Source organism: Pseudomonas sp. WS 5021 (assembly GCF_012985535.1).
Lineage (GTDB): Bacteria > Pseudomonadota > Gammaproteobacteria > Pseudomonadales > Pseudomonadaceae > Aquipseudomonas.
Window position 1 is genome coordinate 501507 of sequence record NZ_JAAQWP010000005.1, and the last position, 13517, is coordinate 515023.

17 protein-coding genes are annotated in these 13517 nt (G+C 61.5%); 5 read left to right on the forward strand and 12 right to left on the reverse strand.

The features are described 5' to 3' along the window. Nucleotides 1-25: 25 nt before the first annotated feature. From HBO19_RS18755 to HBO19_RS18800, 10 genes are all read right to left on the reverse strand, one after another. On the reverse strand, nucleotides 26-1660 hold the full coding sequence (locus tag HBO19_RS18755; RefSeq protein ID WP_170058056.1) for an ABC-F family ATP-binding cassette domain-containing protein: 1635 nt from the start codon (nucleotides 1658-1660) through the stop codon (nucleotides 26-28). Between the two features lie 167 nt (nucleotides 1661-1827). Further along, nucleotides 1828-2844, reverse strand: a complete 1017-nt coding sequence (locus HBO19_RS18760) for a DNA topoisomerase IB (RefSeq protein WP_170058057.1) — start codon at nucleotides 2842-2844, stop codon at nucleotides 1828-1830. A gap of 64 nt (nucleotides 2845-2908) precedes the next feature. Further along, nucleotides 2909-3994 (reverse strand): molybdenum ABC transporter ATP-binding protein, encoded by a 1086-nt coding sequence (gene modC, locus HBO19_RS18765; RefSeq protein ID WP_170058058.1) that lies wholly within the window; start codon nucleotides 3992-3994, stop codon nucleotides 2909-2911. Continuing rightward, a complete protein-coding gene (gene modB, locus HBO19_RS18770) occupies nucleotides 3994-4674 on the reverse strand; it encodes a molybdate ABC transporter permease subunit (protein WP_169955822.1) in 681 nt (226 codons plus the stop codon). The genes modC and modB overlap by 1 nt, the downstream gene beginning before the upstream one ends. Beyond that, a complete protein-coding gene (modA, locus tag HBO19_RS18775; RefSeq protein ID WP_170058059.1) occupies nucleotides 4675-5442 on the reverse strand; it encodes a molybdate ABC transporter substrate-binding protein in 768 nt (255 codons plus the stop codon). A 110-nt stretch (nucleotides 5443-5552) separates the two neighbouring features. After that, nucleotides 5553-6617: a nitronate monooxygenase gene (locus tag HBO19_RS18780; RefSeq protein ID WP_169955824.1), complete on the reverse strand. Its 1065-nt coding sequence runs from the start codon at nucleotides 6615-6617 to the stop codon at nucleotides 5553-5555. Between the two features lie 83 nt (nucleotides 6618-6700). Next, the gene (ada, locus tag HBO19_RS18785; protein ID WP_170058060.1) at nucleotides 6701-7777 is read right to left on the reverse strand and encodes a bifunctional DNA-binding transcriptional regulator/O6-methylguanine-DNA methyltransferase Ada; all 1077 of its coding nucleotides are present in this window, start codon (nucleotides 7775-7777) and stop codon (nucleotides 6701-6703) included. An 87-nt stretch (nucleotides 7778-7864) separates the two neighbouring features. Next, a complete protein-coding gene (gene alkB, locus HBO19_RS18790) occupies nucleotides 7865-8533 on the reverse strand; it encodes a DNA oxidative demethylase AlkB (RefSeq protein ID WP_170058061.1) in 669 nt (222 codons plus the stop codon). A 25-nt stretch (nucleotides 8534-8558) separates the two neighbouring features. Then, on the reverse strand, nucleotides 8559-8726 hold the full coding sequence (locus HBO19_RS18795; RefSeq protein ID WP_169955827.1) for a hypothetical protein: 168 nt from the start codon (nucleotides 8724-8726) through the stop codon (nucleotides 8559-8561). 26 nt (nucleotides 8727-8752) lie between these two features. Next, on the reverse strand, nucleotides 8753-9055 hold the full coding sequence (locus HBO19_RS18800; RefSeq protein WP_003173824.1) for a DUF1883 domain-containing protein: 303 nt from the start codon (nucleotides 9053-9055) through the stop codon (nucleotides 8753-8755). A gap of 214 nt (nucleotides 9056-9269) precedes the next feature. Here HBO19_RS18800 and HBO19_RS18805 point away from each other — a divergent pair, with 214 nt between their 5' ends. From HBO19_RS18805 to HBO19_RS18820, 4 genes are all read left to right on the forward strand, one after another. Then, nucleotides 9270-9620, forward strand: a complete 351-nt coding sequence (locus HBO19_RS18805; protein ID WP_029294633.1) for a hypothetical protein — start codon at nucleotides 9270-9272, stop codon at nucleotides 9618-9620. A gap of 182 nt (nucleotides 9621-9802) precedes the next feature. Then, the gene (locus tag HBO19_RS18810) at nucleotides 9803-10453 is read left to right on the forward strand and encodes a c-type cytochrome (RefSeq protein ID WP_170058062.1); all 651 of its coding nucleotides are present in this window, start codon (nucleotides 9803-9805) and stop codon (nucleotides 10451-10453) included. Continuing rightward, nucleotides 10450-11373 (forward strand): c-type cytochrome, encoded by a 924-nt coding sequence (locus HBO19_RS18815; protein WP_169955830.1) that lies wholly within the window; start codon nucleotides 10450-10452, stop codon nucleotides 11371-11373. The genes HBO19_RS18810 and HBO19_RS18815 overlap by 4 nt, the downstream gene beginning before the upstream one ends. 74 nt (nucleotides 11374-11447) lie before the next feature. Further along, nucleotides 11448-11678 (forward strand): hypothetical protein, encoded by a 231-nt coding sequence (locus HBO19_RS18820; protein WP_169955831.1) that lies wholly within the window; start codon nucleotides 11448-11450, stop codon nucleotides 11676-11678. 9 nt (nucleotides 11679-11687) lie between these two features. Here the strand turns inward: HBO19_RS18820 and HBO19_RS18825 are convergent, their stop codons facing one another. Both HBO19_RS18825 and HBO19_RS18830 read right to left on the reverse strand, forming a co-directional pair. Continuing rightward, complete coding sequence (locus HBO19_RS18825; RefSeq protein ID WP_169955832.1) at nucleotides 11688-11969, reverse strand: hypothetical protein; 282 nt, start codon at nucleotides 11967-11969, stop codon at nucleotides 11688-11690. A gap of 144 nt (nucleotides 11970-12113) precedes the next feature. After that, a complete protein-coding gene (locus HBO19_RS18830) occupies nucleotides 12114-12299 on the reverse strand; it encodes a hypothetical protein (RefSeq protein WP_076960784.1) in 186 nt (61 codons plus the stop codon). A gap of 311 nt (nucleotides 12300-12610) precedes the next feature. On the opposite strand from HBO19_RS18830, the gene galU reads away from it, so the two are divergent. Then, complete coding sequence (galU, locus tag HBO19_RS18835; protein ID WP_029294645.1) at nucleotides 12611-13450, forward strand: UTP--glucose-1-phosphate uridylyltransferase GalU; 840 nt, start codon at nucleotides 12611-12613, stop codon at nucleotides 13448-13450. The last annotated feature ends 67 nt before the right edge of the window (nucleotides 13451-13517 follow it).

Genomic DNA, 13517 nt, shown 5'->3' on the forward strand with positions numbered 1-13517 from the left:
TGACTGCAATGACTTGGCACATCCTTCAGTTCACTTCCAAGCGCCAGCCCATGACGTCCCAGCTCAGAACGTGAGTCGGCGCCAGTGCCTTGAGAAACGCTGCGTCATGGGAGACCGCAATCAGCGCCCCGGTAAATCCCTGTAAAGCCTGTTCGAAGGCCATCACCGACTCCAGGTCCAGATGGTTGGTCGGCTCATCCAGGAGCAGCAATTGCGCGGGAACCTTGCGCCACAAGGCAATCGCCATGGCAGCCTTCAAGCGCTCGCCACCGCTGAGCTGGCCGATGGGCTGGGTGACGCGCCATGCATCCAGTTGCAACAGCGCCAGACGGGTGCGCAGTTCGGCTTCGGCCAGTGGCGTGTCCATCAATTTCAGTTGTTCGACGATCGACTGCTGGTCATCGAGCAGGGTCAAGTGCTGGTCGAGATAGGCGCTGGGTACATGAACCGTGCATGCGCCGCTGACAGGTTGCCAATGCCCCGCCAGCAGCTTGAGCAGGGTGGACTTGCCGCAGCCATTGGGCCCGTGGACCGCAACCCGGACCGGCCCGCACAGGCTCGCGTTGATCAGGGTGCTCGGCGCGCGGGGATCGAGCCAGGGCAACTGGCAGTCGATCAGGGTTAGCACTTGGCGGCCAGCCGGCAGGGGTGTGCCGGGCAAGGCAAGGAAGGTCGGCGTTTCGTCCACCACCCGTTCGTGGGCCGTGCGCACGCGTTCGTTCAAGGCCTGCTTGTGCTGCACATGGGCGCTGCGCACGTTGCTGACGATTTCATTGGCGGCGCCTTTCCAGCGGGATTTGGTGAAGGCATCGACATTGGCGTTCTCTGCATGTTTACGGGCACTGGCGGCGTGGCGCTGGAAACTGTCGATAGCCTTTTTCAGGCGCTGGTGCTCGCGCCGCCGATCCAGCCGCGCATGTTCCAGGGCGGCCTGAGCGGCCTGTTGCTCGGCATCACGCTGCGCCCGATAGTCATCGTAGTTGCCGCCATAGAGCCGGGCCCCGAGGGGCGACAGTTCGATGATCCGCCCCAGGGTATTGAGCAGGCGTCGGTCGTGGCTGACCACCACCAGGCCGCCGCGCCAGGCGCCAAGGGTCGCCAGCAGCCAATCGCGGCCGGCACTGTCGAGGTGGTTGGTGGGTTCGTCGAGAATCAGCAAATGCGGCGCGCCCAGCAGGCCACCAATCAGGGCGATCCTGGCCAGTTGCCCACCGCTGAGTTGGCCGGCGGGCTGATCGGGGTCGATCTCGGCCAGACCGGCGCCATCCAGGGCCTGGCGCAGGCGTTCGGCCAGGTCCCAGCGATCATCGATCAGTTCCAGGTCGTCGGCCTGCGCGCGTCCCGCGGCCAGGCGCTCAAGTGCCGCCAGAATAGGCGCGCAACCGCAGACCTGGGCCACAGTCTGCCCCGGTAACAGCTCAATGCTTTGTGGGACATAGGCGATACGCGCCGAGGATTTGATAACCCCATGGGATGGCTCAAGCACGCCGGCCAGCAGGCGCGCCAACACACTCTTGCCCATGCCATTCCGGCCGACAATCCCGGTCGGGGTGCAATCGATGGACAGGTTGAGGTCTTCCAGCAAAGTCTCGCCATCGGCGAACTGAAAACCCAGGTGATGCAAGGAAACAAGTACAGGCAGCCGGTTGACGTCAGTCATCAGCACCTCCAGAACAATGTGGCACAAGCCAACAAGCGCGCCAGGCGGCTCGTTGCGTTTACATGTTGGAAGGCTTAGTTGTTCACGTCGGCGGTCGTCCTGCAGTCGGGAGGGATTGGTAGCCTAGCGCAGTTCAGTCATTTTTCCTACATCGGTGGCGTCAGTGCCTACAGTTGCTCAAGAAACATCGCCAACCCCACTTCTTCGGCTTTCAAGCCCTTGCGCACCCTGGGCCGGGGCAGTTTCGCCAGGCCGCCCAGGCTGAAGTGCTCCAGCACGGCCGGGTGGATGTAGCATTTGCGGCACACCGCCGGGGTATTGCCCAGTTGCCGGGCGACATTCTTGACCATCTCCACCACATGCCGTTTTGCATCCGACTCCGGTTGCCATGCCAGTTCGCGCAACACGGCCAGGGCCAGGGCACTGCCGGCCCAAGTGCGGTAGTCCTTGGCGGTAAAGTCGGCGCCGGTGAGGCTGTGCAGGTAGGCGTTGACGTCGGTGGAGCTGACGGTATGCCGCTCGCCGTTCTCGTCCAGGTACTGGAACAGGTTCTGCCCCGGCAACTCCAGGCAGCGCTTGAGCACGGTGGCCAGGCGCCGGTCCTTGATACTGACCTGGTGCTCGACGCCGCTCTTGCCACGGAACTGGAACTGGATTTCGCTGCCCTTGATATCCACGTGGCGGGTACGCAGGGTGGTCAGGCCATAGGAGCGGTTATCGCGGGCGTATTGGCTGTTGCCGACGCGGATCAGCGTGGCATCGAGCAACAGCACGACGGTGGCCAGGACCTTCTCGCGGTTGAAACCCGGCGCATCGATTTGCGCTTGTAGCTGCTTGCGCAATTTGGGCAACGCGTTGCCGAACTGCTGCAGGCGCGAATACTTGTCGCTGTCGCGCACTTCACGCCAGCGTGGGTGATAACGGTATTGCTTGCGGCCGCGGGCATCGCGGCCGGTGGCCTGTAGATGGCCCTTGGGGTCGGCGCAGATCCACACATCGGTATAGGCCGGCGGGATGGCCAGGGCGTTGATGCGCTGGATTTCGTTGGCGTCGCTGATGCGCTGGCCGTCGCTCTGGAAGTACTGGAACTTGCCCCGCAGTTTGCGGCGGCTCAGGCCCGGCTGACTGTCGTCAACGTAGTGCAGGTCACGGGGCAGGTCGACGGGCAGGGTGGAGTCGGGCATGGCAGAGTCCTTGGCAACAAATCAGGCCGGTATGCCTGATTGACCGCAGCACCGGGCCGTGCGTTCAAGCCAGTACGGCGACCGCCTTGATCTGTGCCCATAACGCCTGGCCGGGATGCACTTGCAACTGGTCCCGGGAATAACGGGTGATGCGCGCCAGCAGCGGCGTACCCGCCGCGTCGAGCCGTACCAGCACATGCGCACTGTTATCGGCAGGGATCTCCTGGGTCACGGTCACGGGCAAGCAATTGAGGATACTGCTGTGCTCTCCAGGTTGCAGGCTGAGGCTCACGTCCCGGGCCTGGACCTTGAACCGCAAGTGTTTGCCCAGCTCCAGCGGCGCGTGGGCCACGCGCATTTGCAGTGGGCTGTTGGGCAATTGCAGGGTCAGCAGTTGGTAATGGGCGTCATGCTCGCTGACCGTGCCGTTGATCACCACGCCGGCATCGTCGCCCAGGCCCAGCGGCAGGTCGAGCCGCGCCAGGGTCTCGCCAATCGGCCCGCTGGCCAGGGCCTTGCCCTCACTGAGCAGGACAATATGATCGGCCAGGCGCGCCACTTCATCCTGGGCATGGCTGACGTACAGCACCGGGATTTCCAGTTGATCGTGCAGGCGTTCCAGGTAGGGCAGGATCTCGCCTTTGCGCTGGCTGTCGAGGGCGGCCAGGGGTTCGTCCATCAGCAATAGCTGCGGGCTGGTGAGCAGGGCGCGGGCAATGCCTGCGCGTTGGCGCTCACCACCGGACAAATGCTGGGGGTGGCGATCCAGCAGGTGGCCGATCCCCAGCAATTGCGTGGCGTGGGCCATGTCCACGCGACGCTGGGCCTTGGGGATCCGCTTGAGGCCGAACTCCAGGTTGGCCAGCACCGACAGGTGGGGAAACAGGCTGGCTTCTTGAAACACATAACCCAGGGCGCGCTTGTGCGGCGGCACAAACACGCCGTTGCGGCTGTCTTGCCAGACCTGATCGTTGATTTGCACAAATCCGTCGCCGGCCCGTTCCAGCCCGGCAATGCAGCGCAGGCACGTGGTCTTGCCCGAGCCCGAATGCCCGTAGAGCGCGGTGACGCCGCGCCCTGGCAGCTTGAGGTCCACGTCCAGGGCAAATCCGGAGTAGTGCAGTTGCAGGCGCACCTCGATCATCGACATCAGCTCCAACCCGCTTTGGTTTTACGGCTGGAGTAGAGCGCCAGCAACACCAGGAAAGAAAACACCACCATGGCCCCGGCCAGCCAGTGGGCTTGGGCGTATTCCATGGCTTCGACGTGGTCGTAGATCTGCACCGAGACCACGCGGGTCTTGTCGGGGATATTGCCGCCAATCATCAGCACCACGCCAAACTCGCCCACGGTATGGGCGAAGCCGAGGATCGACGCGGTGATAAAGCCGGGGCGGGCCAGCGGCAGGATCACCGTGAAAAATGTATCCCAGGGATTGGCCCGCAACGTCGCGGCAACTTCCAGGGGACGGCTGCCGATGGCCGAGAACGCGTTTTGCAACGGTTGCACCACAAACGGCATGGAATAGATCACCGAGCCAATCACCAGGCCGGCGAAGCTGAAGGTCAGGGTGCCCAGGCCCAGCCATTGGGTGAACTGCCCGAGGTAGCCATGGGGACCCATGGTCAGCAGCAGGTAGAAGCCAATCACCGTCGGCGGCAGCACCAGGGGCAGGGCGACCACCGCGCCAATCGGCCCGCGCCACCAGGAACGGGTGTGCGACAGCCACAGGGCGATGGGAGTGCCGATGATCAGCAGAATCACGGTGGTCAGCGACGCCAGTTTCAGGGTCAGCCAGATCGCGGAAAAATCGGCACTCGATAGTGGCATTTACAGTTGATAACCGTAGGATTTGATAACGGCAGCGGCTTTCGGCCCCTTGAGGTAGTCAACCAGTGCCTTGGCGGCCGGGTTGTCCTTGCCTTTGTTGAGGATCACCGCGTCCTGTTTGATTGGGTCATGCATCTCGCCCGGCACAATCCACGCCGAGCCGCTGCTGACTTTGCCGTCTTTATAGATTTGCGACAAGGCGACAAAGCCCAACTCGGCATTGCCGGTGGACACAAACTGATAGGCCTGGGTGATGTTCTGGCCTTCGACCAGCTTGCTCTTGACCTTGTCGGTCAGGCCCAGCTTGGCCAGGACCTGGGTAGCCGCGAGGCCGTAGGGTGCGGCTTTCGGGTTGGCGATGGACAGGTGCTGGTATTCATTTTTTTGCAGCACCGCGCCCTTGGCATCCACATAACCTTCCTTGGCCGACCACAGCGCCAGGGTGCCCACGGCATAGGTGAAGCGCGAGCCCTTGACGGTGTCGCCTTCGCTTTCGAGCTTTTGCGGGGTGGTGTCGTCGGCGCTGAGGAACACTTCAAACGGCGCGCCGTTCTTGATCTGGGTATAGAACTGCCCGGTGGCCCCGTAGGCGGCGACCAGTTTGTGCCCGGTGTCTTTTTCGAAGTCGGCGGCGATCGCCTGGATCGGCGCGGTGAAGTTGGCGGCGACGGCCACTTGCACTTCATCGGCGTGGGCTGTGCCCAAGGTAAAGAGGGCGATCAGGGTGGCCAGGCCGGTGGGGGCCAGGCGTTGGGCGCGAATCATCATGAAGCAGCTCCTTGGGGTGCCGACGTGGCGGCTTGTTATAGTTAATCGCTATGTATGAGAATATATAGCGGTTCGCCATCGTCGGTACAGTGCAAAGTTGTCTCAGGGGTCTAGCCCTTGTTGAGTTGCGCCAGCGCCTGGCGGGCCAGGCTCAGGGTCAGCTCGCGGGTGGACAGGTCTTGCCCCAGGCGCAGCGCCTGGCCGGCCCACAGGCTGCTGAAGTCGGCTGCATCCAGGGCGCGCAACGGCAGCAATGCACCACCGGCCAAGGGAAACGCCGGGGCGGTGGGATTGATTGGCCCAAGTTCGCGCATCACGCGATTGATGATCCCCCGCGCCGGGCGGCCGGTGAACAGGTTGGTCAGTGCCGTTTCGCTGGCCTGGGCGCTGTGCAATGCCTGATGGTGGGCGGGGGTGATAGTGGCTTCGGGCGTGAACAGATAGGCCGTGCCGATCTGCACCGCCGAGGCGCCGAGGGCGAACGCGGCAACCATGCCCCGCGCATCGCCAATCCCGCCGGCGGCGATTACCGGCACGCTGACTGCATCGACGATCTGCGGCACCAGGGCCATTGTGCCGATCTGGCTGGTGAGGCGGTCGCTGAGAAACATCCCGCGATGCCCCCCGGCCTCATACCCCATGGCGATGATTGCATCGCAGCCGTGCTGCTCCAGCCAGATCGCCTCCTCGACGGTGGTGGCGGACGACAGCACTTTCGCCCCGGTGGCCTTGACCCGGTCCAGCAGCGCTTTTTCCGGCAGGCCAAAGTGGAAGCTGACGACTTCCGGGCGGAATTCTTCCACCACCTCGCAGCTGGCATTGTCGAACGGTGCGCGGTTGGAGAGCGGGGTGGGCGCGTCAAAATCTGCGCCCAGCTCACGGTAGTAGGGCTCCAGCAAATCCTTCCACTGGCGATCCCGCTCGGGGTTGGGGGCCGGTGGCCGGTGGCAGAAGAAGTTGACGTTCAAGGGGCGGGCGCTGGCCTGGGCAATGGTGGTCAACGCCTGGCGCAGTTGCTCGATGCTGAGTGTGGCCGTGGGCATCGAGCCCAGCGCCCCGGCCTGGCTCGCGGCGATCACCATCTCGGGGCTGGTGCTGCCGGCCATGGGCGCCTGGATGATCGGCAATTCAATGCCCAGCAGGTCGAGAATGCGGGTGTCTGGCCAGGTGCTCATGGATCGCTTCTCCAATGATGGAACGCTCAGGAAGGGCTGCCCGGCCCTTTTAACAGGGCCGGCCGGGGCAAGGCCAGTCTGTATTATTCACTGGACGCCGGCTGTGGTTCATGCGGGGTGTGGCGTTCGCGCTGGAGCAACAGCTGTTTGCGCTCCACGCCCCAACGGTAACCCGATAGATGGCCATCGCTGCGTACCACGCGGTGGCAGGGAATCGCCACGGCCAGGCTGTTGGCGCCGCACGCCTGGGCAACGGCGCGAAAGGCGCTGGGTGCGCCGATGCGCTTGGCAATCTCGGCGTAGCTGGCGGTGCTGCCCACCGGGATTTCCCGCAGTGCCTGCCAGACCCGCTCCTGGAAGGCGGTGCCGCGCAGGTCCAGGGGCAGGTTCAGGCCCAGGGCAGGCGCCTCGATAAACCCCACCACCTGGGCAATCAACTGTTCAAAGCCGGGGTCGGCACCGATCACATTGGCCTGCGGGAACTGGTCTTGCAGGTCGCGCGCCAGTTGGTCCGGGTCGTCACCCAGGAGGATTGCGCAGACCCCGCGATTGCTCTGCGCCACCAGAATCGCCCCCAGGGAACACTCGCCGACGGCAAAGTGAATATCGTTATGGATGCCACCGGCTTTGTAGTCGCTGGGCTTCATGCCGAGCAACTGGTCGGCTGACGCGTAGAAGCGGCTGTTGGAGTTGAAACCCGCGTCGTACAGCGCATCGGTCACCGACTGGCTGTCCTGCAGGTGCGCCCTGACCTTGCGTGAGCGATGGGCGCGGGCATAGCCCCGGGGTGTCAGCCCGGTCAGGGTCTTGAACACGCGGTGGAAGTGGAACGGGCTCAAGCCGGCGCCGTTGGCCAGGTCTTCCAGGGCGGGCAGGGTCTGGGCCTGTTCGATATGACGGCAAGCGGCGGCAACCAGGTGCGCATGGCGTTGCGCAACCTGGGTCTGGTCGGCCGAGGTACGTTTGTTGGGGCGGTACCCGGCGGCTTCGGCTTGCTGCGGTGTGTCGAAAAACTCGACATTCTTGCGCAGTGGCTGACGTGCGCTGCTGCTGGGGCGGCAATACACGCCGGTGGTCTTGACCCCGTAGACGAAGGTCAGGTCGGCCGTGGCGTCGCGGGCGACAATGGCTGCCCAGCGCAGATCATCTTCAGTGCTCATGGCAATAGCTCGGCAATGGATCAGTGGCCAGGATAATAAACCGCGGGCGCCCGGGCACTCCGTTGCTTGCGGTGGAATTCACCGGGGTCAGCCGGCCCTGCGAAACGTCAGGTTGATCCGTTGCGGCCCCATGCGCGGGTGCACGCCTTCCTTGATCGGCAGCACCCCATGAAAGCGCAGGCGATCGACGCCGCCCCAGACCGCTACGTCGCCATGGAACAGCGAGATCTTTTGTGTCTTGTCACTGCGCTGATGGCCGCCAAACAGAAACACCGCCGGCAGCCCCAGGGACAACGAGACCACCGGGGCGCTGTAGTCGCGCTCGTTCTTGTCTTGGTGCAGGGACATTCTGGCGCCGGGTACATAGCGGTTGATCAGGCAGGCGTCGGGTGCAAAGCCGTCGAAGCCGGCAGCCCTGGCCGCGTCGATCGCCAGTTCGCGCAGCACGGCCGGCATGCTCGGCCAGGGTTGTTGGCGCTCGGGGTCCAGAGGGCTGTAGCGATAGCCCTGGCGGTCGGTGGTCCAGCCCAGTTCGCCGCAACTGCTCAGGGCCGCCGACATGGTAAAGCCACCGGGGGTGACCATCTGCCGGAACGGTGACTGGGCGAGGACGGCACGAAGCTCGGGCAATACACGCTCAAGCCAGGGCAGGGCATAGCCCCTGAGGACGTAGGATTGTTCGCCGATTTGCTCGCGACGGGCCGGTTGTTGCAAGGCCTCGTCGCTGAACAGGTCACCCGTGGAATCAGGTTGCACAATCACTCCGCTGCTGGTCGTGGTTTTACAGGGCCTTGCTCACGGTGATCTCAGTGATTTCGTCACTGGCATCGTGAATTTTCGCCAAGGCCTCCTGGGCCTCTTCGATGCTCGCAGCGTGCAGTTGGGCAAATTCGAAGCGGCGTTCGCCGTTGAGTTTGTACTTGATGACGTATTTGGTGGTTTGAGTCACGGTGATTCCTGTGGCTTGGGTGGCAATCAGCTGAGTTTGGTGCTGGTGCGGCGAACAATGCGGATCTTATGGGACAACGCTGGCTTGCGGGTAACGCTGATGGCACGGCGCGTCACCACATCCAGGGTGATGTTCCAGAACCCGGTGCTTGGCGCGGTGATCTTGGCCGGGAACTTGTCGAAGGCGCCACCGTGATAAGTGTGGCGACCGCCATTTTTGAAGCTGCGAAAATTCGCATCGCTCATCAGGCGGATATTGCAGGTCTGAGAGCATTCAATGACGACAATATCCCCTTCGTTCAAGTGTTCGCGCTGGTGGATGAATTTCATGGGGGGGTGTCTCCAGAAGGGCTTTTTCTGAAAAATCAGAACGATACGTAGGTTAAGATGGAGTTTATCAGCCCCAGCACGTTTATTATCGGGTCGTCGTCGACGTCTTCGACAATTTAAAACAGTTATTTACCGATATATCAGGGATAAATCCTACGTGGGCGGGAGAAAAATACCATCTCCGCTGTCGTAGGGTCTTTATCGGAGGTTTTGTATGAAGTGGAGTGTATTGGTTCTGGCCCTGGCAATAGGTGGATGTGCTTCGGTTTCAGACATCAAGCAGACACCGCCAACCCTGGCGGTTATCTCCGGGAAAAAACCGCAGGAATACGCGGCGTGTGTGGTGCAGAAACTGTCGTCGACCCGTCGTCCGTCGCAGATCGAGCCTCATAAGGAAGGTGTTCGGGTGATTGTGCCGCAGAAGTTTTCGGCTGACCCGTCGGCCATTTTCGAGATTGAAGACCGCTCCAGCGGAAGCAGCATCAAGCTCTACGAGAGCATGTCCAATGTGCCGATTCGTCCGGGTGACGTGAAAAAAGCTGCGGAAGACTGTATTTCCGGCTGAGTCCACGACGCCGCTCATACGCGATCAACTCCGATCAAAAAGCCCGGCCTGCGGTTGCAGTGCCGGGCTTTTTATTGTCGGCAATTTCTTACATGGCGGTTGTGACTGTCGGCTCATTACCCTACCATTTGTAGGCTTATGCATTGTAGGTCTAAGCATATAACTATAAAAATGGAGTCGTGATGATGTCTGTGGAGAGAGTGTTGATGGGTGGCGCCTTGCTACTCATGCTCGGCAGCGCGCAGGCGCTGGAGGGCAACAAGATATTCAGTGAAGGTGGCGCGCAGCCTGGCGCGGCGGCGTGCATGGCATGCCACGGGGCGGATGGCCTGGGGTTGGCTGCTGCGGGTTTTCCGAGGCTTGCGGGGTTGCCGGCGGCTTATTTGAGCAAGCAACTGCATGATTTCAAGAGTGGCACGCGCAGCAACCCGGTGATGACGTCGCTGGCCAAGGCGCTTACCGAGGAAGAAATCGCGGCGGTGACCCAGACACTGGCGGCGATGCCGGCACCTGCCGTGGCCGTCGGCCATCGTAGTGCTACGCCGAACAGTCCCGCTGCAAAACTGGCGCTGCAAGGCGCCTGGGAACGGCAGATTCCGGCGTGCGTCAGCTGTCATGGCCCCTCGGGCGTGGGGGTTGGCGAGGCGTTCCCGCCGCTGTCCGGGCAGTCCGCGGCCTACCTGGCTGCCCAGCTCAATGCCTGGCGCGGTGGCACTCGGCGCAACGACCCCAATGACCTGATGGGGCACGTGGCCAAATCCCTGACGGATGACGAAGTGCAGGGTATCGCCAATTACTTCGCCTCCTTGCCTGGCCAGGAGGTCAAGCCATGAAGAATCTGTCATTTGCACCCGTGTTGGCCGCGTTGATCAGTGTCCCGGCGTTGGCCGCACCGATTGCCATGGAAGATCAGTCGCAACTGCAGGTGCCGGCTGCGGTCCCCGCCGCCAAGGCGTTCCAGCCGCCCCAGGAAAGCGAACTGCCTGACAACGCCTACGGCAAGCTGGTGATGCAGGGCTATGCGTTGTTCGTCGATACCAAGCGCCTGGCGCCGCAGTTTGTCGGCAACGGCCTCAATTGCAGCAACTGTCACCTGGATCAGGGGCGCCTGGCCAATTCCACGCCCCTGTGGGGGGCGTACCCTATGTACCCGGCGTACCGTAAGAAGAATGACAAGGTCAACTCCTTTGCCGAGCGCCTGCAGGGCTGTTTCCAGTTCAGCATGGATGGCGGCACGCCACCGGCAGCGGACAGCCATGAGATTGCTGCGCTGTCGACCTATGCCTACTGGCTGGCGAGCAAGGCACCCTTGGGCGTGGAGTTGCCGGGGCGTGGCTACCCGGAGGTGCCACAACCGGCCAAAGGCTACAACCTCGCGCAGGGTGCCGAGGTGTACAAGGCGCAATGTGCGGTGTGCCATGGCGCCGAAGGGCAGGGGCAGAAGGTGGGCGACAGCTACGTGATGCCACCGTTGTGGGGTAAGGATTCCTACAACTGGGGCGCCGGTATGCATCGGGTCAACACCGCAGCGTCCTTCATCAAGCACAACATGCCGCTGGGCAAGGGCGGCAGCTTGAGCGACCAGCAGGCCTGGGACGTAGCGGCCTATGTCAATCGCCATGAGCGCCCGCAGGATCCGCGCCTGGTAGATGGCTCGGTGGAGAAAACCCGCGTGAAGTTCCATGCCAATGATGGGGTGAACCTGTACGGGCAAACGGTAGACGGCGTGCTGATTGGCCAAGGCATCCGTTAAACTGTTGTCTGAACACAAAAAATGCCGCTCAAGCCCCGGGGTTTGAGCGGCATTGTCATTCTGGAAAAGCAATTATGAAACGTGAGCGCGTCAAAGAGCGGCATGCAGAGGGTCATATCTCTGCGACCCATGTGATTCAAAATCCGGCCAATTCGGGGGAGTGGATCGTGTTTTTCAAGAAAAGCGGCGGGCGCAGCTTTTTCCTGGTGGATGACCAGGACGAGGTCGAATCCTTTGAAAAACTCGATGACCTGATCGACACCATTCGCAGCCTCGGCATCAAGTTCGCCGAGATTCACATGTAGCCGCCCAGCTTACTTGCAGACCACCACTACACTGCGACCCTTGAAGTTGCCCACATCGGCGCCCAGGGTCTTGTCGCTTTCCTTCAAGGCTGGCGTGCCTTCGGTGCCGACGATGCGGTAACCGGTGCCGGCGCAGGAGGCATCGGCCTTTTCGTAGCAACTGGCCCAGGAATTGGCCTCGCCCGAACAGTCAATGGTCAGGCCTTGTTCGCCGTTTTTCAGGTAAATGTCGGAAGTGGTGGTGCAGCCGGCGAGCGCCAGTACCGAGGTCAGTGCCAGGATCTTGTTCATGTAAGGTTCGTCGTTGAGAAGTGTTAAGGGGCGCGCTGACACTGTTGTGGGGCGTTTCAGCGAGATTATAGCGAACGGCCATCAAGGTACAGACAATCACAAAAAAGCCCCGTTCACCGGGGCTTCATGCGCAACCGCAGAGGCTTATTTGCCCTTGGGTCGCTTGCTCGACGCGTGGCCGGCTTCATCCACAAATACTTCGGCTACCGCAATCGCCTGGCTTTCGGTGGCGAATACGCCGGCAACGCTGTCGCCGTGAAAGTTGATCAGGTGCCAGCCGTCTGCTCGCTTGGTGATCAGGTAGCCGTTTACGCCTTTGGGTTCTGACATCTATTAACAATCTCGTGGTCTGGTGTTCAAGCTGGCAATGATAGCGCCAAATGCCATGGGGGCGCGTAAGTTGTTGCAGGTCAGTGCCGAACCCCATAAAGCGTGCTAAAAAGGATATGGCCCTTTGAAATCAGGGGATGCTGGGTTTTCTCCGGTGCCGTTGGGGCCGCTTGTTTGAACATGGGCGGAACTAACGCCGACATTTTTTCTCTATGTTGACATCGCAACGCCAGCAGCGCCCATTGTAAGGTGGCTGCGGCCTGATTAGACTGCGCCGAATTTCGTACGCACAGCCCTTATTAAGGACTTATATGATCAAGAAATGCTTGTTCCCAGCAGCCGGTTACGGCACTCGCTTCCTGCCAGCGACCAAGGCCATGCCTAAAGAAATGCTGCCGGTGGTAAACAAGCCACTGATCCAGTACGGCGTCGAAGAGGCACTGGATGCCGGCCTGAACGAAATCTCCATCGTCACCGGTCGTGGCAAGCGCGCCCTGGAAGACCACTTTGACATCAGCTATGAACTGGAAAACCAGATCAAGGGCACCGACAAGGAAAAATACCTGGTCGGTATCCGCAAGCTGCTCGACGAGTGCTCGTTCTCCTACACCCGTCAGACCCAGATGAAAGGCCTTGGCCATGCCATCCTTACCGGTCGCCCGCTGATCGGTGACGAACCATTTGCCGTGGTCCTGGCGGACGACCTGTGCGTGAACCTGGAAGGCGACGGCGTCTTGACCCAGATGGTCAAGCTGTACCAGAAATACCGCTGCACCATCGTTGCAGTGCAGGAAGTCGATCCTTCGGAAACCAACAAGTACGGCGTGATCGCTGGCGACGACATTGGCGATGGCCTGATCCGTGTGCGCGACATGGTCGAGAAGCCAGCGCCGGAAGATGCCCCGTCGAACCTGGCGATCATCGGTCGCTACATCCTGACCCCGGATATCTTCAAGCTGATCGAAGAAACCGAGCCCGGCAAGGGCGGCGAAATCCAGATCACCGACGCATTGTTGAAGCAGGCCAAGGACGGTTGCGTCATTGCCTACAAGTTCAAGGGTCGTCGTTTTGACTGCGGTGGCGCCGAAGGCTACATCGAGGCGACCAACTTCTGCTACGAGCACTTCTACAAGACTGGCAAGGCTTACTGATTAAGCATGGCCTGTTGAGTCTCAAGAAAGCCACCTTCGGGTGGCTTTCTGGTTTTTTGGGTACAAG

Excerpts from the sequence above, each read along its gene's own strand:
- modC (WP_170058058.1), bottom strand. The coding sequence starts at position 3,994 with ATGTCGATGATCGAGGTGCGCCTGCAACTGCACTACTCCGGATTTGCC.
- HBO19_RS18800 (WP_003173824.1), bottom strand. The coding sequence starts at position 9,055 with ATGAAATTCATCCACCAGCGCGAACACTTGAACGAAGGGGATATTGTC.
- HBO19_RS18805 (WP_029294633.1), top strand. The coding sequence starts at position 9,270 with ATGAAGTGGAGTGTATTGGTTCTGGCCCTGGCAATAGGTGGATGTGCT.
- HBO19_RS18830 (WP_076960784.1), bottom strand. The coding sequence starts at position 12,299 with ATGTCAGAACCCAAAGGCGTAAACGGCTACCTGATCACCAAGCGAGCA.
- HBO19_RS18815 (WP_169955830.1), top strand. The coding sequence starts at position 10,450 with ATGAAGAATCTGTCATTTGCACCCGTGTTGGCCGCGTTGATCAGTGTC.
- modB (WP_169955822.1), bottom strand. The coding sequence starts at position 4,674 with ATGCCACTATCGAGTGCCGATTTTTCCGCGATCTGGCTGACCCTGAAA.
- modA (WP_170058059.1), bottom strand. The coding sequence starts at position 5,442 with ATGATGATTCGCGCCCAACGCCTGGCCCCCACCGGCCTGGCCACCCTG.
- HBO19_RS18825 (WP_169955832.1), bottom strand. The coding sequence starts at position 11,969 with ATGAACAAGATCCTGGCACTGACCTCGGTACTGGCGCTCGCCGGCTGC.
- HBO19_RS18820 (WP_169955831.1), top strand. The coding sequence starts at position 11,448 with ATGAAACGTGAGCGCGTCAAAGAGCGGCATGCAGAGGGTCATATCTCT.
- HBO19_RS18780 (WP_169955824.1), bottom strand. The coding sequence starts at position 6,617 with ATGAGCACCTGGCCAGACACCCGCATTCTCGACCTGCTGGGCATTGAA.
- HBO19_RS18760 (WP_170058057.1), bottom strand. The coding sequence starts at position 2,844 with ATGCCCGACTCCACCCTGCCCGTCGACCTGCCCCGTGACCTGCACTAC.
- HBO19_RS18755 (WP_170058056.1), bottom strand. The coding sequence starts at position 1,660 with ATGACTGACGTCAACCGGCTGCCTGTACTTGTTTCCTTGCATCACCTG.
- HBO19_RS18810 (WP_170058062.1), top strand. The coding sequence starts at position 9,803 with ATGATGTCTGTGGAGAGAGTGTTGATGGGTGGCGCCTTGCTACTCATG.
- galU (WP_029294645.1), top strand. The coding sequence starts at position 12,611 with ATGATCAAGAAATGCTTGTTCCCAGCAGCCGGTTACGGCACTCGCTTC.
- ada (WP_170058060.1), bottom strand. The coding sequence starts at position 7,777 with ATGAGCACTGAAGATGATCTGCGCTGGGCAGCCATTGTCGCCCGCGAC.